At 44.0% G+C, this 24,282-nt stretch carries 27 protein-coding genes; 12 read left to right on the top strand and 15 right to left on the bottom strand.

Features of this window, described 5'->3' with window-relative positions; translation table 11 throughout:
- Nucleotides 1–5 precede the first annotated feature (5 nt).
- Nucleotides 6–608 carry a YitT family protein gene (locus BCT49_RS09990; RefSeq protein ID WP_102435087.1) on the bottom strand — a complete coding sequence of 201 codons (603 nt, stop codon included), beginning with the start codon at nt 606–608 and terminating at the stop codon, nt 6–8.
- 347 nt (nt 609–955) lie between these two features.
- Here BCT49_RS09990 and glyA point away from each other — a divergent pair, with 347 nt between their 5' ends.
- A complete protein-coding gene (glyA, locus tag BCT49_RS09985) occupies nt 956–2,206 on the top strand; it encodes a serine hydroxymethyltransferase (protein WP_017106297.1) in 1,251 nt (416 codons plus the stop codon).
- A 466-nt stretch (nt 2,207–2,672) separates the two neighbouring features.
- Here the strand turns inward: glyA and BCT49_RS09980 are convergent, their stop codons facing one another.
- From BCT49_RS09980 to tsaA, 6 genes are all read right to left on the bottom strand, one after another.
- Nucleotides 2,673–2,999, bottom strand: coding sequence for a hypothetical protein (locus BCT49_RS09980; RefSeq protein WP_017107167.1), 327 nt, complete (start codon nt 2,997–2,999; stop codon nt 2,673–2,675).
- Between the two features lie 233 nt (nt 3,000–3,232).
- A complete protein-coding gene (locus tag BCT49_RS09975; protein ID WP_102435086.1) occupies nt 3,233–3,424 on the bottom strand; it encodes a DUF4250 domain-containing protein in 192 nt (63 codons plus the stop codon).
- A gap of 1 nt (nt 3,425) precedes the next feature.
- Complete coding sequence (locus BCT49_RS09970) at nt 3,426–3,629, bottom strand: YaeP family protein (RefSeq protein WP_102435085.1); 204 nt, start codon at nt 3,627–3,629, stop codon at nt 3,426–3,428.
- A 204-nt stretch (nt 3,630–3,833) separates the two neighbouring features.
- Complete coding sequence (locus BCT49_RS09965) at nt 3,834–4,529, bottom strand: tellurite resistance TerB family protein (RefSeq protein ID WP_102435084.1); 696 nt, start codon at nt 4,527–4,529, stop codon at nt 3,834–3,836.
- A gap of 200 nt (nt 4,530–4,729) precedes the next feature.
- Nucleotides 4,730–6,448, bottom strand: a complete 1,719-nt coding sequence (locus BCT49_RS09960) for a proline--tRNA ligase (protein ID WP_102435083.1) — start codon at nt 6,446–6,448, stop codon at nt 4,730–4,732.
- A gap of 101 nt (nt 6,449–6,549) precedes the next feature.
- Nucleotides 6,550–7,245, bottom strand: a complete 696-nt coding sequence (gene tsaA / locus BCT49_RS09955; RefSeq protein ID WP_102435082.1) for a tRNA (N6-threonylcarbamoyladenosine(37)-N6)-methyltransferase TrmO — start codon at nt 7,243–7,245, stop codon at nt 6,550–6,552.
- Nucleotides 7,246–7,369: 124 nt separating this feature from the next.
- Between tsaA and BCT49_RS09950 the strand changes: the two genes are divergently transcribed.
- The 3 genes from BCT49_RS09950 to BCT49_RS09940 all read left to right on the top strand — a co-directional run bounded on the left by BCT49_RS09950 (nt 7,370) and on the right by BCT49_RS09940 (nt 9,728).
- Complete coding sequence (locus BCT49_RS09950; RefSeq protein ID WP_004734366.1) at nt 7,370–7,630, top strand: type B 50S ribosomal protein L31; 261 nt, start codon at nt 7,370–7,372, stop codon at nt 7,628–7,630.
- The gene (gene ykgO / locus BCT49_RS09945) at nt 7,630–7,755 is read left to right on the top strand and encodes a type B 50S ribosomal protein L36 (protein WP_081008126.1); all 126 of its coding nucleotides are present in this window, start codon (nt 7,630–7,632) and stop codon (nt 7,753–7,755) included. Before BCT49_RS09950 ends, ykgO begins: the two co-directional genes overlap by 1 nt.
- A 386-nt stretch (nt 7,756–8,141) precedes the next feature.
- Nucleotides 8,142–9,728, top strand: a complete 1,587-nt coding sequence (locus BCT49_RS09940) for an AbgT family transporter (protein ID WP_102435081.1) — start codon at nt 8,142–8,144, stop codon at nt 9,726–9,728.
- Nucleotides 9,729–9,833: 105 nt separating this feature from the next.
- On the opposite strand, the gene BCT49_RS09935 is transcribed toward BCT49_RS09940, so the two are convergent.
- From BCT49_RS09935 to BCT49_RS09925, 3 genes are all read right to left on the bottom strand, one after another.
- Nucleotides 9,834–10,589, bottom strand: coding sequence for a MipA/OmpV family protein (locus BCT49_RS09935; protein WP_102435080.1), 756 nt, complete (start codon nt 10,587–10,589; stop codon nt 9,834–9,836).
- A gap of 118 nt (nt 10,590–10,707) precedes the next feature.
- The gene (locus BCT49_RS09930) at nt 10,708–11,151 is read right to left on the bottom strand and encodes a YaiI/YqxD family protein (protein ID WP_102435079.1); all 444 of its coding nucleotides are present in this window, start codon (nt 11,149–11,151) and stop codon (nt 10,708–10,710) included.
- 102 nt (nt 11,152–11,253) lie between these two features.
- A complete protein-coding gene (locus BCT49_RS09925) occupies nt 11,254–11,541 on the bottom strand; it encodes a hypothetical protein (protein WP_102435078.1) in 288 nt (95 codons plus the stop codon).
- Nucleotides 11,542–12,309: 768 nt separating this feature from the next.
- On the opposite strand from BCT49_RS09925, the gene BCT49_RS09920 reads away from it, so the two are divergent.
- Nucleotides 12,310–12,828, top strand: a complete 519-nt coding sequence (locus BCT49_RS09920) for a GNAT family N-acetyltransferase (RefSeq protein WP_102435077.1) — start codon at nt 12,310–12,312, stop codon at nt 12,826–12,828.
- Here the strand turns inward: BCT49_RS09920 and BCT49_RS09915 are convergent.
- A complete protein-coding gene (locus tag BCT49_RS09915; protein WP_019821602.1) occupies nt 12,794–13,102 on the bottom strand; it encodes a DUF3301 domain-containing protein in 309 nt (102 codons plus the stop codon). The genes BCT49_RS09920 and BCT49_RS09915 overlap by 35 nt on opposite strands.
- Before the next feature lie 98 nt (nt 13,103–13,200).
- Nucleotides 13,201–14,241, bottom strand: a complete 1,041-nt coding sequence (locus BCT49_RS09910) for a DUF3549 family protein (protein ID WP_102435076.1) — start codon at nt 14,239–14,241, stop codon at nt 13,201–13,203.
- Between the two features lie 87 nt (nt 14,242–14,328).
- On the opposite strand from BCT49_RS09910, the gene BCT49_RS09905 reads away from it, so the two are divergent.
- Together BCT49_RS09905 and truC are read left to right on the top strand one after the other, a co-directional pair.
- Nucleotides 14,329–14,643, top strand: coding sequence for a YqcC family protein (locus tag BCT49_RS09905; RefSeq protein ID WP_102435075.1), 315 nt, complete (start codon nt 14,329–14,331; stop codon nt 14,641–14,643).
- Nucleotides 14,634–15,392, top strand: coding sequence for a tRNA pseudouridine(65) synthase TruC (gene truC / locus BCT49_RS09900; RefSeq protein WP_102435074.1), 759 nt, complete (start codon nt 14,634–14,636; stop codon nt 15,390–15,392). The genes BCT49_RS09905 and truC overlap by 10 nt, the downstream gene beginning before the upstream one ends.
- Before the next feature lie 129 nt (nt 15,393–15,521).
- Here truC and BCT49_RS09895 read toward each other — a convergent pair whose 3' ends face one another.
- From BCT49_RS09895 to map, 3 genes are all read right to left on the bottom strand, one after another.
- Nucleotides 15,522–15,905, bottom strand: coding sequence for a DUF3461 family protein (locus tag BCT49_RS09895; protein WP_017107178.1), 384 nt, complete (start codon nt 15,903–15,905; stop codon nt 15,522–15,524).
- Between the two features lie 164 nt (nt 15,906–16,069).
- Complete coding sequence (gene glnD / locus BCT49_RS09890) at nt 16,070–18,691, bottom strand: bifunctional uridylyltransferase/uridylyl-removing protein GlnD (RefSeq protein WP_102435073.1); 2,622 nt, start codon at nt 18,689–18,691, stop codon at nt 16,070–16,072.
- A 139-nt stretch (nt 18,692–18,830) separates the two neighbouring features.
- Complete coding sequence (map, locus tag BCT49_RS09885) at nt 18,831–19,709, bottom strand: type I methionyl aminopeptidase (protein ID WP_076668294.1); 879 nt, start codon at nt 19,707–19,709, stop codon at nt 18,831–18,833.
- A 458-nt stretch (nt 19,710–20,167) separates the two neighbouring features.
- Between map and rpsB the strand changes: the two genes are divergently transcribed.
- From rpsB to BCT49_RS09860, 5 genes are all read left to right on the top strand, one after another.
- Nucleotides 20,168–20,899, top strand: coding sequence for a 30S ribosomal protein S2 (gene rpsB, locus BCT49_RS09880; protein ID WP_032500394.1), 732 nt, complete (start codon nt 20,168–20,170; stop codon nt 20,897–20,899).
- A gap of 138 nt (nt 20,900–21,037) precedes the next feature.
- Complete coding sequence (gene tsf / locus BCT49_RS09875) at nt 21,038–21,883, top strand: translation elongation factor Ts (protein WP_017107181.1); 846 nt, start codon at nt 21,038–21,040, stop codon at nt 21,881–21,883.
- A 157-nt stretch (nt 21,884–22,040) separates the two neighbouring features.
- Nucleotides 22,041–22,772: a UMP kinase gene (pyrH, locus tag BCT49_RS09870; RefSeq protein WP_009847418.1), complete on the top strand. Its 732-nt coding sequence runs from the start codon at nt 22,041–22,043 to the stop codon at nt 22,770–22,772.
- A 97-nt stretch (nt 22,773–22,869) separates the two neighbouring features.
- Nucleotides 22,870–23,427 carry a ribosome recycling factor gene (frr, locus tag BCT49_RS09865; RefSeq protein WP_029225913.1) on the top strand — a complete coding sequence of 186 codons (558 nt, stop codon included), beginning with the start codon at nt 22,870–22,872 and terminating at the stop codon, nt 23,425–23,427.
- Between the two features lie 98 nt (nt 23,428–23,525).
- On the top strand, nt 23,526–24,278 hold the full coding sequence (locus BCT49_RS09860) for an isoprenyl transferase (protein ID WP_102314158.1): 753 nt from the start codon (nt 23,526–23,528) through the stop codon (nt 24,276–24,278).
- Nucleotides 24,279–24,282 lie beyond the last annotated feature (4 nt).

The raw sequence follows: 24,282 nt of genomic DNA, 5'->3' as shown, positions 1-24,282 counted from the left end.
TGGAATTAAGACGCGTAGTTGACCGAATAACGAGTAGGCTTGTGATTCATTGCCAATACAATGTTCAACACTGCAGTGCCCAATACAGAAACGGCAATTACCCAAGGCGATACAAAGAAGAAGGATGCAAACAGAATACACGCATCAATGGCCATTTGGGTTTTACCTACCGAGATACCGTAGCGATCTTGAATGAACAAACACAATACGTTGAAGCCACCCAAGCTTGAGCGATGACGGAATAGGATCAGCATACCTAAGCCCATTAATAAGCCGCCAGCGACTGCACAGTAAATTTCATTATGAACTTCTAACGAAATCACCAAGTATAAATGATCGGCAAATACAGACACTAAAGCGCCAGAGATGGCACTGCTTATTGCGAAGTGACGGCCAAATCGTTTCCATGCCAATAGATAGAATGGACAGTTAGCAATAAAGTACAGAATACCAAAGGTTACTGGCGTAAATTGACTCAAAAGTAGGGCCAAGCCAGTCGTGCCACCAGTAAGCAGGTTTGCTGACTGTAAAAAGAAGACGCCTAACGCCACTAAAAACGTGCCAGTGAGGATTGCTACCCAATCTTCTTTACGTGTGTGTTTTTCCATCGTTTTTATAATTACCTATCCAATAAAGGCGAGCATAGTAGAGAAAAACATTAGCTTTCGGTAGCTAGAGGGGCAAAATTAAGGTAAACCTATGTAATCTGCGTTTTACAGGGTGTAAATCGTAAAATTGACAGTAAGCGTCATCTTTGGTTGGATATGCTTAATAACCATGATGAATCTTATATGTGATTATGAAAAAACTGCATGATAAAATTGCAATTAGCTCTTTATGACCTAGATCAAATTATGTAGAATGCGTCACATCAAAACGGTGACGGAAACGTTTGCTTTCGGTCGTTGTGTGGTTTTTTTGAAACTTTCAGTACAATCTGAGTCAGGAGATACAGATGCTTAAGCGTGACATGAACATTGCTGATTACGATGCGGATCTATTCGCAGCTATCCAAGAAGAAACTCTTCGTCAGGAAGAGCACATCGAACTTATCGCTTCAGAAAACTACACAAGCCCACGTGTAATGGAAGCTCAAGGTTCTCAACTTACAAACAAATACGCTGAAGGTTACCCTGGTAAGCGTTACTACGGTGGTTGTGAGTTCGTAGATAAAGTTGAAACTCTAGCAATCGAACGTGCATGTGAACTATTTGGCGCGCAATACGCGAACGTACAGCCTCACTCAGGTTCTCAAGCAAACAACGCTGTGTATATGGCGCTACTAAACGCTGGCGATACGGTTCTTGGTATGAGCCTTGCGCACGGTGGCCACCTAACTCACGGTTCTCCAGTAAACTTCTCTGGTAAGCTTTACAATATCATTCCTTACGGTATCGATGAAGCGGGCCAAATCGATTACGAAGAGATGGAAGCGTTAGCTATTGAGCACAAACCTAAGATGATCATCGGTGGTTTCTCAGCTTACTCTCAAGTTTGTGATTGGAAGCGCATGCGTGAAATCGCTGACAAAGTAGGTGCTTACTTCTTCGTAGATATGGCTCACGTTGCTGGCCTAATCGCTGCAGGTGTTTACCCGAATCCAGTTCCACATGCTCACGTTGTAACGACTACAACGCACAAAACGCTTGCTGGTCCTCGTGGTGGTCTAATCCTTTCTAATGAAGGCGAAGATCTTTATAAGAAGCTGAACTCAGCAGTCTTCCCAGGCGGCCAAGGTGGCCCTCTAATGCACGTTATCGCTGGTAAAGCAGTAGCGTTCAAAGAAGCTCTAGAGCCAGAGTTCAAAGAATACCAAGCTCGCGTAGTTGCTAACGCAAAAGCAATGGTTGCTGAATTCCTAGCACGCGGTTACAACATCGTTTCAGGTTCTACAGAGAACCACCTGTTCCTAGTTGACCTAATCGACAAAGACATCACAGGTAAAGAAGCAGATGCAGCACTAGGTTCAGCTAACATCACAGTTAACAAGAACTCAGTACCAAACGATCCACGTAGCCCGTTCGTTACGTCAGGTATCCGTATCGGTTCTCCTTCTATTACTCGTCGTGGTTTCTCAGAAGCAGACGCGAAAGCTCTCGCTGGCTGGATGTGTGACATCCTTGATAACATGGGCGATGAGTCTGTTATCGAAGCAACGAAAGCAAAAGTATTAGAGATCTGTAAGCGTCTACCTGTTTACGCTTAATTTTTCTGCGTAGTAATTTGAACTTCGTTGTCGAGCATGCTCACTTACATCCGTAAGCTCCGCGTGCTCTCCTCGAATTTCAAACGACTACTTTGAAAATTGGTTTAAAGGTCCCTTTTGGGGCCTTTTTTGTATTCGTAAGTAATAAAGTCGTTGTCGAGCATGCTCACTTACATTCGTAAGCTCCGCGTGCTCTCCTAGAATTTCAAACGACTACTTTGAAAAACACATTTAAAGGGGCTCATTGAGTCCCTTTCTGTTTCTAGATAAAGGTGTTTGTAAACTCCGCGCTTTTTCCTTGAACTAAAGCTATTTGATTGAAAAATACGATTTGAAAGGCTCCTGTATAGGGGCCTTTTTTGTATTTGAAAGATATAGAGCTGGAAACTATGTTAGAGCGGGAATCGGCAAATAAAAAAGGGCCAATGCTTTCACATTAACCCTTTGTCGTTTGCTTGTGTCTGTTCTACTTTTTGATGCTGAGCAAGGTGCCTGACTTACACTTGAACGAGTAGTACTTGCGGCTTTCATTGAACTTGCCTAGGCCTTCGCCATCACAGTAATCGATGTTGATATCACGCATCACTTCTAGCGTATCTTCGCTGCTTAAGGCGAATTTAGAGCCATCAGAGCAGACGATGCGTACTCTTTCATCATGACTTACTGAGTAGATATCGACTTCGGTATTACACAGCTCAAAAGAGGCTTCACGAAAGTTGTCTTGCTGAGTATTTGAAGCGCAACCGGCGGTGAGTGTGGCTGCGATAACGGCTAAAAGTCCGAGTCTTTTCATTGTTAATCCTTCACTATCATCAAGTTGAATGATGAGTTTTATATGCTATTTGAGGTAGCCTATACAACAATACGCTTCGGTTCAAGGAGCGTTCGTTGACTCTAAGATATAAAAGTATAGGTGCAGACAGATAATTTATAACGGGTTTACTGCCTGATTACTTATTACGTACCACCAACAAAAAAAGACCAACACAGAGGTTGGTCTTTTAATAGGAAGTTTGTTTTAACTAATTATCGAAACTGTTTGGCTTCGGCAAGGAACTCAAAACCAGCAGACGCGAGTTTCGCGATCAATGCGGCTTTGTCGATTTCGTAGAAGTTGACTACTCGATCCAAATCACCACCGAAGTCGTCACGCAGCTTCATGTTGACGATGCTCATCAACATTACAGGATCCATCTTTTCAAAGTTAGCGAGGTTCATATTAGTCCTCGAAATCTGAGATCAGTAGGTTAGCTGCGGCAAATGCAGCGCTATCTCTTGCTTCTTTCGGCAGAGACTCATCCGCAGCAAGGTCATTCAATGTTTTTACAGCGCAGGTGATCGCTTTAGGGATGTAGCCTTGGTCGCCACTGCCAATTTGAGAATACAGTTCACGCACCAAATCACAACAATCGTATACTTTCATTTTTATACCTAACCAAATGATAACTGATCTCAATATACACATAGAGATAAGTAAAAACAAAGTGGATCTGATTAAGTTCAGGGTTAGTTTGTCCTTGCTCAATATCCCATTTTGTTGATGCTCGGTATATCACTTGGTTAGCTTGTTATTTAGGTCGATCTTTACGATTCGCTGGTATTTATTGAGTCGCTTAGTATCTACTGATTAGCCGGATATTTGCTGTTCAAGCTGATAAGTGACTTCATCAGCTAAGTTGAGCTGCTTTGCCAACTCTTTGAGATACGCCTTTTCCATAAAGTTCTGCTCGTCAGCCACAATTAAAGAGGCTAAGTAGATCTCACTTGCTTGTTGAGGTGAGGTTGCTAGCTGAGCGATCTCGCTTGGGTCGAGTGGCTTGTGCAATTCTTCAGACACCAATTTAGTCAGCTGATAATCTGCGCCCATGTTCTCGACGGCTTGTTCAATCTTAGCCATCTCTTCTTCATCAACATGCCCGTCGGCTTTGGACGCGGCAATCATCGATCTTAGAATTAGTACGCTATGGTTTGAATCGTTCTCATCAAATTGAGCTTGTTGGGTATTCGGTGTTTGGCCTTGTTTAGACTGATAATCGTTGTAGACCTTATAAGCTAGAGCACCCAGTGCTGCTGCGCCGCCAATCCCAGCCGCTTTCTTACCCATCTTCTTGGTCTTTTTAGAACCCATTAACGCACCTAAGAGTCCGCCGCCAACAGCACCTGCACCGAAGGCGCCTAGTGTGCTCTTACTGCTACTCTTGCCATCGCTGTTACTGCTTTTAGAAAGGCTACTTAAACTCGAAGATCCTTGGGAAAGCTTCTGAGTACCTTGTTTTACGAGATCTGATTTAAGTGCTTGGTTAAGTAAGCTTTTGATATCCATCGATACCTCCAATGTAAATGTGTCAAAGAGTAGTTGAAACCAATATACGGATTTAAAGATGAACAGGGGATTAACTTACGTTATTTACTCTACTGATAAATAGAAGGGAGTTTGAAGAGAAACGACAGGCACAAAAAAGGCCACCTAATGGCAGCCTTTCAATATCTAACTAACTTTCTATTAGCTAGTAAGTAATCGGATTACTTAGCTAGTTGAGACTTAAGGTGCTCGATAACCGTGTCCATTGCGATAACTTCTTTATCACCAGTACGACGGTTTTTGTATTCGAAGTTACCTTCGTCCATGCTGCGATCACCGATAACGATCGTGTGAGGAATACCCACTAGCTCGATATCTTTAAACATAACACCTGGACGCTCTTTACGGTCATCAAATAGTACTTCGATACCCATAGCTGTTAATTCAGCGTATAGCTTCTCAGCGGCTTCTTTAACGCGCTCAGATTTGTGCATGTTCATTGGTACGATAGCAACTTGGAACGGTGCTAGTGCGTCAGGCCAAGTGATACCGAATTTATCGTGGTTTTGCTCGATAGCAGATGCAACAACACGTGAAACACCGATACCGTAACAACCCATTTCTAGGATTACGCTCTTACCATCAGGACCAAGCACGTTACAGTTCATTGCTTTAGAGTAAGTGTTACCTAGCTGGAAGATGTGACCAACTTCGATACCGCGCTTAAGCTGGATAGTACCTTGACCACATGGGCTAAGGTCGCCTTCAACAACGTTACGTAGGTCTTCAACTTGAGCAAGCTCAACGTCACGACCCCAGTTAATACCGAAGTAGTGCTTACCGTCTACGTTCGCGCCAGCGCCGAAGTCACTCATTACAGCAACAGAGCGGTCAACGATGAATGGTAGCTCTAGACCAACAGGACCTAGTGAACCAGGACCAGCGCCAACAAGTGCACGGATTTCTTCTTCAGAAGCCATCTCTAGTGGAGAAGCGATCTGTGGAAGGTTTTCTGCTTTCACTTCGTTAAGCTCGTGATCACCACGGATGATTAGAGCAATGATATCTGTTTCTACTTCATCAGACGCTTTAACGAATAGAGTCTTAACGGTCTTCTCGATTGCTAGACCGTGTTGCTCTACAAGCTCAGCAATTGTTTTTGCGTTTGGCGTATCAACCAGTTCCATCTCTTGAGTAGGCGCTGCAACTTCTTCAGTAGGAGCGAGTGCTTCTGCTTTCTCGATGTTCGCTGCGTAATCAGACTCAGAAGAGAATGCGATTAGGTCTTCGCCGCTTTCAGCAAGCACGTGGAACTCTTGAGAGCCGCTGCCGCCGATTGCGCCAGAGTCTGCCAATACTGGACGGTACTCAAGGCCCATGCGGTCGAATGCTTTACAGTAAGCATCGTGCATCGCTTGGTAAGACTTTTCTAAGCCTTCTTTGTCGATATCAAAGCTGTACGCATCCATCATAGAGAATTCACGTGCACGCATTACGCCAAAACGAGGGCGGCGTTCATCACGGAATTTAGTCTGGATTTGGTACAGGTTTAGAGGTAGCTGTTTGTAAGAGCTGATCTCGTTACGTACTAAGCTCGTCACTACTTCTTCAGCTGTTGGGCTAAGAACGAACGGACGAGAGTGACGGTCTGTGAAACGAAGTAGCTCAGGGCCCATCTTTTCAGAACGGCCAGTCTCTTCCCAAAGCTCAAACGGTTGAACTACGGGCATCAAGATTTCAACGGCACCTGCATTATCGATCTCTTGGCGAACGATATTTTCGACTTTACGCAGTACACGTAGACCAGTAGGTAGCCAAGTATATAAACCTGAAGCTAGCTTACGGATCATACCTGCACGTAGCATCAGCTGGTGGCTGATAACTTCTGCGTCGTTTGGAGTCTCTTTCAGAGTAGAAAGAAGGTAGTTACTGGTACGCATTCTATGGTATCCGTTTCATCATTGATAAAAGAAAATTTGCTGCAGTGAGTGACGACAGCAAATCTGATATAGCCGCATATAATATCAGCCTATTTGGGATCTCAAAAGCGTTCAATGTCGGTAACATTGATGAAAAGCGTTTCAACAACGAATTTCACGTTAAGATCGAACAAATTTACCGCATATTCTTTACTGTCTGGCTTACCTTTCTTATAGGCGGGGCGCGGATCTTGGCCTAGCACTTCTTTGATCACCTGAATGATATGGCGCGCCTGTGGGTGATCGGACAGCTTACTTTGGGCTTGCTGCGAAAAGTTCACATCTAACACTTCGGGTTCATCGGCGGCAAACCCTCCTAGTGCATCGGGAATCGAATCCGAGTAGGGGATATAAGGTTTGATGTCGATGATAGGCGTGCCGTCAACGAGATCAACACTGCCCAACTCCAACCAAGTTTGTCCCTTTTCCTGAGATGCACCTTTGAGTTCAACTGCAGACATGCCTATTCCATTCGGCCTAAAGGTGGCACGCGATGCGAAGACACCAATGCGTTCATTACCGCCCAGTCGAGGTGGCCTCACGGTTGGTTTCCAGCCCGCTTCAAGGTTCTTATCGAACAAAAACAACAACCACACATGGCTAAATTGCTCAATATCACGAACAGACTCAAGACAGTTTGCCGCGTCAACCAGCCTGACTCTGGAGGTGGATGTCGGCACCAATCTAGGTTGCCTTGGTACCGCGAACTTCTCTTTATAAGGAGACTCTATAAAGCCAATAGGTTCAATGGAGTACATGAGTGGACGTTCTCTAATTACGATCTATGGCAGAAAAATATCATAAAATCGCTTGTTTTTCTTTTGATAATAATTATCATTTGCAATGTTATAACGTATCAATTTAATTATTTAGGGAAATACAATGAAACCGAATATCCACCCGGACTACCGCACAGTGGTGTTCCACGACACCAGTGTTGATGAGTACTTCTTGATTGGCTCAACCTTGAAAACAGAGCGTACTATCGAATGGGAAGATGGTAATACTTATCCTTATTTCACGATTGAAGTGTCTGCAAAATCGCATCCTTTCTATACAGGTAAACAGAGAGTGCTACATAAAGAGGGACGTGTTGCTAACTTTACTCGTCGCTTTGGTCAATTAGGCAAGGGAGCTAAGTAATGAAAGTTATTAAATCACTTAAAAGTGCGAAAAGCCGTCACCCCGATTGCCAGATCGTTAAGCGTAGAGGGCGTCACTATGTCATCTGTAAATCCAATCCAAGATTTAAAGCGGTTCAAAAATAACCGTCAATATGATGTGACGCGTGTGTAAAAACGAGGGGAAAGTCAAACTTCATTCATTTGTCTGTTTTTCTTTTCCTTCGAGAGGAACTTTGGCCAATATAGAACTGCACTTTAGAGTATGGTGTGTTTTATTTTCAAGTGAATCAATGGGTTATATTGTGAGTTATATTTCTAGTGAATGCGTGGTTGTGAATTATAAATCTAGTTTTTGTATTTAATGTAGATTTATTTGCTAATTAATTGTTCAAATGGAGTTAAAAGTCGTCGTTTGTTACACATTTTGTAACATTTTGAATTTCTAATTGATAATTTTGTCGCGTACTCTGCGCTGGCAATTTGAACATTTTTGTCACAATTGCACAGGAATCACTACAAGGAGGGAACTGATGAGTTCATCAGCTTCAATAAAAAACAACTCGCCAAAGAAACCTATTTTTACCCGCTTTCTCGATGGCGTTGAATATTTGGGGAACCTTTTACCCCACCCAATCACTCTTTTCGCAATCTTCTGTGTCGCAATCCTAGTATCTTCAGGAATTGCTGGTTACTTCGAAGTATCTGTAATGGATCCTCGCCCAGAAGGTGCTAGCGGTCGTGCTGCTGATGGCATGATCCACGTTGTAAGCTTACTTAATGCTGAAGGCTTACAACTCATCGTAACGAATCTAGTTTCGAACTTTGTTGGCTTTGCGCCACTTGGTACCGTGCTTGTTGCAATGCTAGGTGTTGCGATTGCTGAACACTCAGGTCTATTATCTGCGGCAATGCGTGGCATGGTAATGGGCGCATCTCAACGCATGGTTACTGTAACCGTGGTATTTGCCGGTATTATCTCTAACACGGCTTCAGAGCTGGGTTACGTAGTACTTATCCCTCTTGCAGCAATGCTTTTCCACTCATTGGGTCGTCACCCATTAGCAGGTCTAGCGGCAGCATTTGCTGGTGTATCTGGTGGTTATTCTGCAAACCTACTTATCGGTACGGTTGACCCACTGCTTTCTGGTATTACAGAAACAGCAGCACAAATGCTTGATCCATCTTACTCTGTTGGCCCTGAATCAAACTGGTACTTCATGTTTATTTCGACCTTCTTTATCTCGATTGCCGGTGCATTGGTAACAGAGAAGATTGTTGAACCTAAACTGGGTAAATACAATGACGAAGACGCGTCTGAAGATCTTTCAAATGACTCAATGGGTAAGCTTACTGCTATTGAGAAGAAAGGCCTTAGATTAGCGGGTGTCGCTGTATTAATCGTGAGTGCGCTTTTAGCTTGGACTGTTGTTCCTGCTGACGGTGTTCTACGTTCAGAGGCGGGCACGATTTCAGGCTCTCCATTCCTGAAAAGTATCGTAGCGTTTATCTTTGTATTCTTTGCTATTCCTGGTTTTGTTTACGGCAAAATTACCGGTTCAATGAAGAATGACCGTGATGTGATTAATGCAATGGCAACGTCTATGTCTTCAATGGGCATGTACATTGTTCTTGTATTCTTTGCTGCACAGTTTGTTGCTTTCTTTAAGTGGACGAACTTTGGTCAAGTGGTCGCTGTAGGTGGCGCAACATTCCTTCAGGATATCGGCCTAACGGGTCCAATGTTGTTCTTCGCATTCATCCTAATGTGTGGCTTCATTAACCTGATGATCGGTTCAGCTTCTGCACAGTGGGCAGTAACGGCGCCAATCTTCGTTCCAATGTTGATGCTAGTAGGCTACGCACCTGAAACGATTCAAGCGGCTTACCGTATCGGTGATTCAACAACCAACATCATTACACCAATGATGAGCTACTTCGGTCTTATCCTTGCCGTAGCTACTCGCTACATGAAGAACCTAGGTATCGGTACACTGATCGCAACCATGTTGCCTTACTCAATGGTATTCATGTTCGGTTGGAGCATCTTGTTCTACCTATGGGTCTTCGTATTCGGTCTACCAGTAGGTCCAGGCGCTGCAACGTACTACACGCCTTAGTGAACTGTGATAGGCGAACATTTCGATTCGCTTATTAACTGAATATAAGACGATATACCAAAGAGCCTGCATTGATGCAGGCTCTTTTTGTTTGAGTCAATAAACTTACAATCCTGCAAACCGATAGGTAACGCCTAGTTCGAATGACCAGCCCAAGTCTCGTTGTATCAACGCGCTGTCGCTGTCGTGATGAATCAAGTCTGCTCGAGCGATACCAATCCAAGTTGGCGTGAACTCATAGAGCCCGATTAACCCCGCTTGATAAACAAACGTCGAACCCGCATCAAACTGATTTAACCCTGAGGCAGAAGATTCGGTGTTAGAAATACCATACAGGTGATTGGACAGTTTCTTATCACGATAATCGACTTCTAGGTAGGGTGTAATGGTGAATGGCTGCGTCCAGGTTTCTAACGTTCTGCCTAGGTGAAGCTGAACTTCGTAGCCATCATGTTCTGAAGTCACGTCGTGTAAGTAGGTGAGGCGTGCGCCTACCGTTCCTAAGGTTATCCCCAGCTCTCCATTACCATCTCTATCTTGAATGCCGTTAGGTAGGTTCACGAAAGTGTCTGACACTTCAGCAAAGCGCCAATTTCCAGATAACCCTACGTAAGGCAGCAGTTGCCAATTGGCTAGGCTACCATCGATAAAGCCTTTTGGACCTGAATAGAATAGGTTAGGTGTCGCGCCAAATTGAGGGGCACTTTTAGTGGAGAAAACACTTTCACCATAGGTGATGCTGCCTCCGATGATTCCGTACTCTTGATCTGCAAAGCCTTCATCAGCAAAGTGTTCATCGGCAAAAGAAAGTTGGGTGCTGCCAAAAACAATGGATAGCGAGAGGGCGATTCGACGAATCATAAGCAATACTCCGTTATTGCAATAAATATCAAGAACGGAGTATGTCGATTAAAATTTCATCTGAGCCATTGCGACTAAGAGATGGCTTTGAACTATCTCTTAATAAGAAAAGTCGAGGTTAGCGTTTTGCTAGCAGGCGATCGAGGTGGTTTGCGAACTCACGACGGTCGGTCTGAGAAAGGGTGCCTGGTCCGCCAGTTTGGATACCGCTTGAACGCATAGTATCCATAAAGTCGCGAATGTTGAGACGCGCTTTAATGGTCTCTTTGGTGTAAAGCTCGCCGCGAGAGCTTAAAGCAAGCGCACCTTTGGTGATCACTTCATCAGCCAGAGGAATGTCAGAGGTAATCACCAGATCGCCGGGCTCAGTGCGTTTTACGATTTCATCATCTGCAATATCAAACCCGCTTGGGACTTGAATTGAGTGAATGTTATTACGCTTGGGAACGGGAACCAAATGGTTCGCGACAAAGGTACATTCCACCCCTGTGCGTTCAGCTGCGCGTACGATTGTTTCTCGGATAACCTTGGGACAAGCGTCCGCATCAACCCATATCTTCATAGTGTTCTATTTCTCTGTTAGCTTATTTATCGGTCAACTCATTGCTCAGTTGCCTTATTGGCCAGTTAACTTATTGCTCCGTTAACTTATTACTCAGTTAATTTATTGTTCAGTTAACTTAGCCTCAAGCGTGGCAACGCGAGCGGTAAGTTCAAGGATTTGCTTTTCCAGTTGGCTAACACGATCAAGTGCCGGCTCTTCTTGTGTCGCGACTTCCACTTTAGGTACACGATTCGCACTTTTCCAGCTTTTGATAGTCATGATTAAAGCTGGCATCGGAACGGATGTGCTCATACGAGCTTTAACTAAAGCAACTGTTGGCTCTTTCCCTTGTGCTTGCAGTCCTTCAAGCACTGATTTCAACTCTTCAGACACATCTTTTGTCAGCATGTTGACCTCCATTTTTAGTATTTTGTCATTTTACTCGCTCCAGTGAATGATAGCGAATCATAAAACCGCCCATCGCGTGTGAGAGATCTCTTACAAAGGCTGTGAGATAACACAAATAGTTCTCTAGAGAGATTGATATGCATATAACCAAGTGATTGAATTTTAATTGTTTTATATAATTAACAACTTTCTTGAATTCAAAATGTGATGCAAATCTATTGTCCGAAATCCTAAATCGCGTAAATTAAACCTTGTCGGAAGGATTCTGACACGGAACAGGAAAGCACCAAGGATTTGGTTATCTTCAGGATGAAGATTTGGTTACTTAGGATTGAGTAGTCAAGCATGGAGCGTAAGGACATTGTAGGGATACAGTCAGTTAACAGGAAGTTGGCTGCAACGGAATGACAATGGACACCTTTAGGATTTAAAGGGTTGGATTAGCATCAGGACGATGTAAAGGACACCGCTCACGGAACAAGTGATGTGCGCTAACTAGGATTGTTAGCTTTCAGGATGATTGGACACCGCTAGGATGGCGAAGTAAAGGAAAGAGCTGAAGGATTACAGCCACTATTATGGATGATGCATGGAGCATTTATTAGTAGCCGGACTGCTGCGAGTAAGACCCTAGCCCTGACACTTCGGTGTCGGGGCTTTTCTTTATCTGAGGCTTTTCTCTATCTAGGGGCTCTTTTTAATTCAGGAGCTTTTATCTAAGAGCGCGACATCTGCTTTTCTGCTAATGGTCAACACAAGGAGTGTTTTATGACGATAGCAACCTCAAGAACGCTGTTAGTACCTTATACTGAACAGCTACAACACGACTTTATCAAGTTGAACTGCTGCCCCATTAATCGTGCTGAAATGAACGGGCCGCATTCTATTACCTCTGCAAAACACCTATTTCAAGAAATATTGAACGACAACGTCGGTTTTTGTCGTGCCATTATCCATAACCAAACCCGTGAATACCTTGGACATTTGTTTGTTTCGTCTGAGGAAGGGAAGCATGAACTGGGATTTATTCTAGACAAGGAGTTTTGGAATCAAGGCCTTGCTAGCGAAGTGCTAAAACCTTTTTTCAGTTTGGTGTGTTTTGAAGAGCACCTAACGAATGTGGTCGCGACCGTTAATGTCGGTCATAACCCATCGATTAAGTTACTCGAAAAGTTAGGCTTTGCATTTAAAGAGACCAAACAAGATCAGTTTGGCCCTTTTCATGAATATAGTTATACCGCGTATTGCGACGTTACATTCTATGAGGCTGTAGCTCAAACCGCATAGAGCGGAAGCCTACCATCGTCAGTTTTCCTTGGTACAGGTCATCACCTAATGCCGAAAACTCAAATTGGTACACAGTATGCCAGCGCCAAATGGTCGTTAGCTCATGGCGCATCTTAAGTTTATGACCACTGAAGGCGACACTTAATAATTGTAGGTCTAGCTCTTTACACTTTCTCGCAATGGCAGCTTTCGCAAGCTCGGATTGCCTGCGCTGCTGCCAAAATAAAAAGCAAAAGAAGCACAGAAACAAAATAGCCAATAAGTTATCTATCATTTAATCCATACTTCCTTTTTATCTCTATTCCAATTGTCATTACAGGGTATTTCAACGAGCTATAGAGCAAACCCGCTCTTGAATTAGTCGTCAGTCCGTTATTGGGACTTAGCCGCTTGTTGTAACTCAATCAATGCGTTTGCGAGCTCAGGTGATGGGTTCGAATTCAACAAGGGTAAAAATACCATTCTTAATGTCGGAATCATCACTAAATCAGCAAATAACTGATTAAACAGGTTTTGATTACCTGTTTGTGCGAGACGTAGCAAGAATTGCTCAGCAATCGCAGGGTCTTGTAGCGCATGCCAGCTGCGACCCGCTAAACCAATCAACACTTCTTGGTGGCTTAGACGCGGGCTAGCCAGAACTTGGTTAATGATGTTATTCGCAATCCCTTGTTCTGCACCTGAAAGGGCACGAACCAAGGCTGAAAGTAAGAACAAATCAGGCTCTTTACTTGCGATCTCATTCTCTGCAAGCTCTTGTAAGCGTTGCGCGAGTTTGTCATTGATTTGTGTATGCTCAAGCGCTCCTAACGTCGCGTATAGCGGTTCTGATGGCAGCTTATTGATGGCTTTACGAATCGCAACACCGTTTTGTTGGCTGCCTAAACGCGCGCACATATCTGTGATGCCTTGTAGTCCAACCGTTTTCCAATTATCCCAACCAAGCTCACCCGTGAAGTAATGCTGAGCGTGTTCGTAATATTGGCTCGTCGTAAGGTCTAAACCAGCTCTTACTTGGCTATGGAATACGGCCATTTTGTCTTCAGAAGGCTTGAAGGTATAAGGGTTGTTTGACAGCTTTTGTTGTTGCTCTTCGCTGATATCGCCGTTCAAACGTGTACCCATTGCTTCGATAACAAACTTAAGAAAATTGCCCACATCGCCTTGATGTAATAAGCCTCTTTCGTCCAGTTTGAATTTTAGAAACCAAATCCATGGCTGTTTGTGTTCGTTCCAGTAGCTAATCGCTAAGTGAGCTTGTTTCTGAAGTGGAAACGGGTATGGCTGTTTGCCCTGCTCAACATCAGAGAATAGGGTGTTGTCGATTTTCTGGATACGACGACCTAGGTCGTAGATGTCGTATTGGCAACCGCTATTCTTTAGCAACTGAGTGAGCGTGTGAATGGTTTCCATAGTAATAAAGCTCCTAACTTTCTTTCCTAAATAGATGGTACTCTATGCCCCAATTTCAAGGTCACTAGATAAATAACTTGGTGAAAAATGACAGCTGCCACAAAGTTACCTCTTTTACTTCAACAATTAGAACAACAAATGCGCCAATGTTCTCTGTGGAGTGATGTTCCACCTTCGGACGAAGCTCTGGCCAGTGCTGAACCTTTCGCGATTGACTCGCTACAGCCAGAAGAGTGGTTGCAGTGGATCTTTATCGTAAAGATCAACGCAATGATGGATGCTAAAATGAGCCTACCGAAAGGCTTTGCGATTCATCCTTATTTTGGTGAAGTGTGGAAAAATGAGGCAGACAAAGCTGAACTGCTAGTGACGATTCTGAGCATTGATGAGGTATGCGCGTAATGTTAGAGATCATTTATCAAGATGAGTATTTTGTCGCGGTGAATAAGCCTGCGGGTATGCTAGTGCATCGCTCATGGTTGGATAAACACGAGACTCAATTTGTTATGCAGACTTTGCGCGATCAAATTGGTCAGCACGTATTTCCTCTGCATCGTTTAGACCGACCTACATCGGGTGTGTTGGTGTTTGCATTGTCGAGTGAGGTTGCTTCACAGGTGATGCCGATGTTCGCCAATCATGAGATGCAAAAGACTTATCATGCGATTGTTCGTGGTTGGATAGAAGAGGGCGATACGCTCGACTATGCACTCAAGGTCGAGTTGGATAAGATCGCAGACAAGTTCGCGAAAGAAGATAAAGAACCACAAGAAGCCGTCACCGTTTACGAGCCGTTAGCGAAAGTCGAAGTGCCGTATTCAACGGGTCGTTTCCCTACCAGTCGTTACTGCTTAGTTGAGATGATGCCAAAGACAGGACGCAAACATCAGCTACGTCGTCATATGGCTCACCTAAGACACCCAATCGTTGGCGATACTTCACATGGTGATGGTAAGCATAACCGACTGTTTCGAGATGATTTAGATTCGCACCGTTTGTTACTGCATGCCTCTGAATTGCGTTTCATCCACCCTTTCACTAAAGAAGAGTTGGTGATGAAGGCCAATCTAGATGATACGTGGTTAAGGTTGTTTGAAACCTTTGAATGGGATACCCACTTAGTGAATGCTGAAGCGCGTTTGTCTAAGTAAACACACGCGCGTCAATTAAGCGTAGAAAGTAGAATAAAACAAAGGGCTGATAGTGATATCAGCCCTTTTTAATGTCTGTGTGATCTGAGTGGAACAACTAATGTGGTTGTTAGTTGTCTATTCTCGGGATCATTTTAGCTTTTCTAGATCCGCTTCGATCTCTGCGATCTTACTCGATACCACTTTTTCTAGGTGGCGTAAGTCAGTAAGAATTTTCTGTTTCACATCGACTTCTGCGGTTGGAATCGGCTTGGTGATTTTATTGAGCTCATCAATTACAAGTGTGAGATTACGGTTTATCTCGGTCACTTCTTTGTATTGATTGTTGCCACCGCTAACAAGCACACTTTTCACTTGTCGTGGATACTTAAACTTAACGCTTTTCGCGAACAGTTCGCCTTTCTGTTTACGGAAGTAAATCTTAAGAATATCTTTGTGAGCTTCTTGGCGAAGGGAGTAACGTTCAATCTGTTTAGGTTCGTGGATACCTAAGCCAGTGAGGTTTGGATACATAAGCGACCTCTAGTTTATGAATGTAATACTTTTATGTAATTGACTTGATCAATGTAGCAGCCTAACGACGAGCTAGATAGTTGATATATGGGAATTGATTGTAAGTTGTGGGCAAGATCGCTCTCTATCTTTACCCACACTTATTTGATGATTAAATTCTATTTTTAGGGTGCGAGTTCCGAAACGTGCTCTGTTAATCTTTCTCTCAGCGCTTGTTCCTGCTCTTCAGACAACCTTCCTCCCGCTTCACTGGTCAGAATAAACAAATCCTCTGCACGTTCGCCGATGGTGGTAATTTTAGCGCCGTGCAAATTGATGTCTAACTCAGCAAAGGTTGCACCAACTTGAGCCAGTAATCCCGGCGTGTCCAGGGCTCTGAGTTCCATCAAGGTGCGTTTTTTACTCTTGGTCGGTAGGAATTCGACCAGAGTTTTTACCTTGAAGTGCTGTAAGTTACGTGGCGTTCTGCGTGTTCTAATTTTAGTTGGACGACCATCAGCCAGAACGTGAGTCAAATGTTTAGCTACGGCTTTGTGTCTCGCTTCATCAATCGCTTCACCGTGCTGATCGAGTACGATAAAGGTATCCAAAACATGGCCATCTTTACTGACCATGACTTGCGCGTCATGAACGTTGAAGTTACGTCTATCCAATTCAGCCACAACAGTCGCAAAAAGTGCAGCTTGGTCTTTACAGTAAACAAACACCTCAGTGCCACCGCGTGTCGCTTTTTTACTGATCAAAACTAACGGTTGGCTCGGGTCTTCTAGGCGAAGTAAGTGCTCACAGTGCCAAGCGATTTGCTTGTGTGTATGACGTAAGAAGTAATCGGCTTTGAAACGTTGCCAAAGCACTTCAATCTCACGAGCAGTGAACCCCTCTTTACGTAACAGAGCTGATGCCATCTGCTGATTGTGACGAATACGGTCTCTGACATCGACTGGGTTTTCCAAGCCACGACGTAGTGCTCTCTGCGTTGAGTGGAATAGCTCCGCTAACAGGGTGCGTTTCCAGCTGTTCCACAACTCAGGGTTAGTCGCACAGATGTCGGCGACGGTTAAGCACACCAGTAGCTCTAATGATTCTTCGTCGCGGACTTTTTTAGCAAACTCTGTGATGACATCAGGGTCGTAGATATCGCGGCGCTGGGCGGTGACAGACATCAATAGGTGATTCTGAACGAGCCATGCGACTTGTTTTGCTTCTGGTTTTGACAACCCGTGTTCAATACAGAATGAGTAAGCCTCAACGGCGCCGATTTCCGAGTGATCACCACCTCGACCTTTGCCTATGTCGTGGAAGATAGCGGCGAGGATCAGCAGCTCTTTCTTCTGAACTCGCGGGTACACTTCACAACAAATTGGGTGCTTATCGTGGTTTTCAATTTGGTTAAAACGGTTGATGTGCTTGAGCAGACGAATACTGTGCTCATCCACGGTGTAGACATGGAACAGATCAAACTGCATTTGACCAACAATCTGACTCCACTGCGGTAAATAGGCCGATAGCACGCCCAGTTTATGCATTAGGCTAAAAGCTTTGTGCAGTGCATTTGGGTGGCGAACCAAGTCCATGAACTTGTCACGCGCTTCAGGAATGGTATGCAGGAAGCGGTTCAATCGGCGACGTGCCGTACGCAGCTGTCTCAAGGTTGGCGGGCTGACCCCTTCGATAGTCGAGTCATTCGCGATATGGATAAACATATCGAGAATCGTTTCTGGTCGCGCTTGGAATAGGGCAGGTTTACGCGCTTCGATCAATGAACCACGACGTTGGAAGTCATTGTCGAGAATCTCGGCTTCTTGTGTTTGACCACCGTTAATGATTGCTTGGTCAAACAGCTTAAGCAACATCTTGTTGAGCTCTGCTACACGACGAAGTGTTCGGTAGAACTCCTTCATCATCATTTCTACGCCACGATTGCCTTCACCAGTATAACCAAGGTGTTCGGCTACTTGAGCCTGATGCGCGAAGGTAAGACGGTTGTCGTAACGGCGCAGTTCGATATGCAATGCAAAGCGAACGCGCCATAAGAAATCTTGGCACTCGACAAGTTCGCGATATTCAGCATCGGTGAGGAATCCGTATTTGCTCATCTCCAGTAGAGAGGTAGCACCAAAGTGTCTACGTGCTACCCAACTCAGAGTGTGGATGTCTCTTAACCCGCCGGGTGTTGATTTGATGTCCGGTTCTAGATTGTAGGTGGTGTCGTGGTAGCGAGCATGACGCTCTCTTTGCTCTTGAATCTTGGCTTTGTAAAATGTCTCACTTGGCCAGAATGAATCGGAATGAATCTTTAGTTTCAGCTCTTGGAAGGTGTCTTCACTGCCACACAGTAAGCGCGATTCTTGCAAGTTGGTCGCTACCGTTAAATCGTCACTACCAATCTCAATGCACTCGGCAATGGTACGCACCGCATGGCCAACTTCGAGTCTCAAATCCCAAAGTAGCGTGATGAACTGACTGACTTTTTCACCAAGCGCTGGAGGCAGCGTCTTTTGCGATACGATTAAGATATCAATGTCGGATAACGGGTGCAGTTCGCCGCGGCCATAACCACCCACAGCGACCAACGCAATATGAGGCAGTTTGCTGAACCCAAAATGATCCCATAATCGGTTGAGGAGCAAGTCCATATATTCAGAGCGTAGCAACACTAGGTCTGTCACAGGATGATGATTGAGAAATTCATCTTTCTGATACTGCGTGAAGATTTCGAGTTGATTTTTTAATTCGCAGATTTCAATTTGTTCGTCATTGAACGTAATAGGGCATTGATAAGGCATAGTCTGCTATCCGTGCAAGCAAATGAGAGTATTTAACAATTTAACAGAAGGTGATGGAAAATCGAAATTACGCAGATAAAAAAATATCCCCGACAATGCGGGGATATTTTTAAAAGTCTGATGTATTCAGCTTGTTGAACTAAGCGTTCTTCATGATACGTGGAATCGTATCGTCGCTGCGTAGTGTTAGTACTTCACAACCTGTTTCCGTTACAACCAGTGTGTGTTCCCACTGTGCAGAGTTCTTGCTGTCTGCTGTGTACACTGTCCAGCTATCTTCGTCATCAAGACGGCAGCCAAACTTACCAGCATTGATCATTGGCTCGATTGTGAAACACATGCCAGCTTTCAGTACGGTACGGTCACTGTTTTTGTAGTGAACCACTTGTGGATCTTCGTGGAACTCAGAACCGATGCCGTGGCCACAGTAATCTTTCACGATAGAGAACTTAGCGCGTGGGTTGTTCTTATTGTTGGTTTTGATGTACTTCTCGATAGCCGTACCAATTTGACCAAGCTGAACACCTGGTTTTACTTGGCGCATGCCTTCGTAAAGTGCTTCTTGAGCAACCATGCATAGACGTTTGTTTGCTGGAGAAACTTCACCCACAAGGAACATCTTAGATGTGTCACCGTGGTAACCTTGCGGACGAGTGCTTAGGTCAGCATTTTCGTCATCAGGAACAATCACAGTGATATCAACGTTTAGAATATCGCCATCTTTCAATACAGCAGGTTTGAATTGACCTGTACTACCAGTCTCATCTTGTGATGCTGGAATACCGTGACATACGATGTGGTTGATAGACGTACAGATTGACTTAGGGAAACCGTGGTAATCAAGTGGTGCTGAGTATGCGCCTCTTTCTAGAGCGTACTCATGACAGATCTTATTCAGTTCTTCTGTCGTGGTACCTACTTGGATATGAGGTTCAATCATCTCTAGAATTTCAGAAGCCAGCTTACCGGCAACGCGCATTTTTTGAATTTCTTCAGCAGTTTTAATTTTTACAGCCATTGCATATCTCTTAATTTGGTAGCACCTAAGTGTGCATATTGGGGCTATTCTAGCAGTGCAGCATTTTAGCGCAACATTCTGATACCCATATAATGCTGGTGGATACTACTAAGCGTGATTGAATAGTGTTCAACTTTAAGCCGATTGCCTCTTGCGTTATTGATACTATTTATAAGAGAAATACAGCGTCAAAGATCAGTATAGCAACCGCCATTTTTATATTTTTTTCTAGCCATAGATGGACAAAATATGGTATAAAGCGCGCCGGACATCAGGACTGTTTTCTCCAATTGGCGAAACAAGCTTCGTGTCCACTAACTTATATCTTTAAATCACACACATTCCGACACATGTTCCGGGGTGCCTCAACAACACAGATAACGGCTGAAAAAGTGGTTAGTTGTTAGGGGTCGGATTCATGGGGAGTGTGGAGGCCTAACCCCATAGAGGATTTTAAAATGGCAACTGTATCAATGCGCGATATGCTTAAAGCTGGTGTTCACTTCGGTCACCAAACTCGTTACTGGAACCCAAAAATGAAGCCATTCATCTTTGGCGCTCGTAGCAAAGTTCATATCATCAACCTAGAAAAAACTGTACCAATGTTCAACGAAGCTCTAGCTGAAATTGCTAAAGTTGGCGAGAAGAAAGGTAAAGTTCTTTTTGTTGGTACTAAGCGCGCTGCATCTGAAGCTGTTAAAGAAGCTGCTATCAACAGCAACCAGTTCTACGTTAACAACCGCTGGTTAGGCGGTATGCTAACGAACTACAAAACTGTTCGTCAGTCTATCAAGCGTCTGAAAGAACTTGAAGCGCAAGCTCAAGACGGTACTTTCGACAAGCTTACTAAGAAAGAAGCTCTAATGCGTACTCGTGAAATGGAGAAGCTAGAGAAATCTCTTGGTGGTATCAAGAACATGGGCGGCCTTCCAGACGCTCTATTCGTTATCGATGCTGATCACGAACACATCGCAGTTAAAGAAGCAAACAACCTAGGTATCCCAGTTTACGCTGTAGTTGATACTAACTCTAACCCAGACGGCGTTGACTTCGTTATCCCAGGTAACGATGATGCAATCCGTGCAGTACAGCTTTACCTAAACGCTGCTGCAGACGCGGTTAAAGAAGGTCGTAACAAAGATGTTGCTGCTGTAGCTGCTGAAAAAGACGGTTTTGTAGAAGCTGAATAATAGCGGCTCTGAGCCATATTTAGTTCATATTAAGCGGTCATAATCGATGGCTTAACGGACTGAATACAGTCAATATCAGGGGCCAATTAATTAGGCCCCTGTTTTTTATCTTTTTTAGAATTTACTAAGGAATAGAGAATGGCAACTGTAACTGCAGCTCTAGTTAAAGAACTTCGTGAACGCACAGCAGCGGGCATGATGGAATGTAAAAAAGCGCTTGTTGCTGCTGAAGGCGACATCGAGCTAGCAATTGAAAACATGCGTAAATCTGGCGCAGCGAAAGCAGCTAAAAAAGCTGGTAACGTTGCTGCAGAAGGCACAATCATCATTAAAGAAGAAGCTGGCGTTGCTGCTCTTCTTGAAGTGAACTGCCAAACTGATTTCGTAGCTAAAGATGCAGGTTTCCTTGCATTCGCTAACGAAGTTGCTGAAGCGGCTCTAGCTGAACGTCTAGACATCACTGCTCTTCAAGCTAAATTTGAAGACGCACGTATCGCTCTAGTAACTAAGATCGGTGAGAACATCAGCATCCGTCGTGTTGAGCTTGTTGAAGGTGTTGCACTAGCTTCTTACCGTCACGGCGAGAAAATCGGTGTTGTTGTTGCTGGTGAAGGCGAAGCTGAAACGCTTAAGCACATCGCTATGCACGTTGCTGCTTCTAAGCCTGAGTACGTTAACCCATCTGACGTACCTGCTGACGTAGTAGAAAAAGAAAAAGCTGTTCAAGTAGAAATCGCTATGAACGAAGGCAAACCACAAGAGATCGCTGAGAAAATGGTTATCGGCCGTATGAAGAAATTCACGGGCGAAGTATCTCTTACTGGTCAAGCTTTCATCATGGAACCTAAGAAAACTGTTGCTGACATTCTTAAAGAGAAAGGCGCATCAGTTACTACCTTCGTTCGTTTAGAAGTTGGTGAAGGTATCGAGAAAGCTGCTGAAATGAGCTTCGCAGACGAAGTTGCAGCGGTACAACAAGGTTAATCCTTAGCGTATTGATTGAAAAAAAGACCGTGGCAAATGCTGCGGTCTTTTTATGAATAGTGAATTATTTTTGGCTTTTAGCTGTTATGAATGCGAACTGAGCTAATCAGTTTTTATCCATGACTGTTAATCATCAACTCTTTGGAAGGTAAACTCCATGACTACGAACCCTAAACCGGCGTATCAACGTATTCTGTTAAAACTTAGCGGTGAAGCACTACAAGGCGAAGAAGGTTTTGGTATTGACCCGACGATCCTTGATCGTATGGCTCAAGAAGTAAAAGAATTGGTTGAACTAGGTGTTCAAGTAGGTGTTGTTATCGGTGGCGGTAACCTTTTCCGTGGTGCAGGCCTTGCTGAAGCAGGTATGAACCGCGTTGTTGGTGACCACATGGGTATGCTTGCAACGGTAATGAACGGCCTTGCAATGCGTGATGCTCTACACCGTGCTTACGTAAACGCACGTGTAATGTCTGCTATCCCTCTTAAAGGTGTGTGTGACGATTACAACTGGGCAGATGCAATCAGCCAACTGCGTCAAGGTCGCGTTGTGATCTTCTCTGCAGGTACTGGTAACCCATTCTTCACTACAGATTCTGCTGCGTGTCTACGTGGTATCGAAATCGAAGCTGACGTAGTTCTAAAAGCGACGAAAGTAGATGGTGTATTTACTGCTGACCCAGTAGCAAACCCAGACGCAGAGCTGTATGATACTTTGTCTTACAACACGATTCTTGAGAAAGAATTGAAAGTAATGGATTTGGCTGCATTTACGCTAGCACGTGATCACAAAATGCCAATCCGTGTATTTAACATGAATAAACCAGGCGCACTACGCCGCGTGGTTATGGGTGAAACTGAAGGTACATTAATCAGCGATGCTGACTAATTTTTCGGGCTTACTGAGGTTTACACTTTGGTAAGCTTATCCTTATCACTCCAAATAAAAAGCTTTCTTGAAGAAAGAACATAATCAAGGTGAAATTGTGATTAACGAAATCAAAAAAGACGCTCAAGAGCGCATGGTAAAAAGTGTTGATGCACTAAAAAACAGCCTGCAAAAGATTCGTACAGGTCGTGCACACCCGAGCCTACTTTCTGGTCTGACTGTTGAGTACTACGGTGCACCAACGCCTTTGACCCAAGTTGCTAACGTTATTGCTGAAGACGCACGTACTCTAGCGATCACTGTATTTGATAAAACACTGACGCCTCTTGTTGAAAAAGCAATCATGTCGTCTGACCTAGGCCTAAACCCTATGTCTGCTGGTACAGTTATCCGTGTTCCACTTCCACCGCTAACGGAAGAGCGTCGTAAAGACCTAGTTAAAATCGTTCGTGGCGAAGCTGAAGGTGGCCGTGTTGCTATCCGTAACATCCGTCGTGACGCGAATGGCGATCTTAAAGCACTTCTGAAAGACAAAGAAATTTCTGAAGATGAAGATCGTAAAGCACAAGACGAAATTCAAAAGCTAACTGACGTTGCTGTTAAGAACGTAGATGAAGTTCTAGCGACGAAAGAAAAAGAGTTGATGGAAGTTTAATTTCCCATATTCTTTACTTACCGGAAAAACGCTGTACTCACTGTTCAGCGTTTTTTTATGCTACTCTGTTCGACTATTAGAATTTGATTCACTCTTTTATGCATAATTCTCAAGCGTTCACAGACTCTCTTCCTAAACACATTGCTATCATTATGGATGGTAATGGCCGCTGGGCAAAAGCTCAGGGCAAGCCTCGCGTCTTTGGCCATAAAAACGGTGTTCAAGCCGTTCGAAAAACCATCTCTTCTGCTGCCAGACTTGGCATCAAAGCTGTTACACTTTTTGCATTTAGCAGCGAGAACTGGCGTCGACCAGAAGAAGAAGTCGGTATTTTGATGGAACTGTTTATCTCAGTCCTCTCTAGTGAAGTAAAAAAGCTTCATAAAAATAATCTACAGCTTCGTGTTATTGGTGATAAAAGTCGTTTCAACGATCGACTACAAAAGAAGATAGAAGAAGCTGAGGCTTTGACTAGCGCCAATACCGGTATGGTTATCAATATTGCTGCTAACTACGGCGGTAAATGGGATATTCAGCAAGCAATGACCTCTATTGCTCAGCAGGTAAAGTCTGGTGATATTAATGTAGAAGACATTGATGAAGCTATGATTACACAGCACCTAACAATGTCTGATATTCCTGAAGTTGATCTGCTGATTCGCACTAGTGGTGAATGTCGCATTAGTAACTTTATGCTTTGGCAATTGGCTTACGCTGAAATGTATTTCACTGAACAATTCTGGCCAGACTTTAATGAAGACAGCTTAGTAGAAGCTGTGACTTGGTTTGTAAACCGTGAGCGTCGTTTTGGATGCACTGGTGAGCAGATTAAAGCTCTGATGGACAGTTAATAAG

It is taken from the genome of Vibrio lentus (assembly GCF_002875945.1).
GTDB lineage: Bacteria > Pseudomonadota > Gammaproteobacteria > Enterobacterales > Vibrionaceae > Vibrio > Vibrio apostichopi.
Note: the sequence above shows the minus strand (reverse complement) of the source record. Positions and strands in the feature narration are given on the sequence as shown.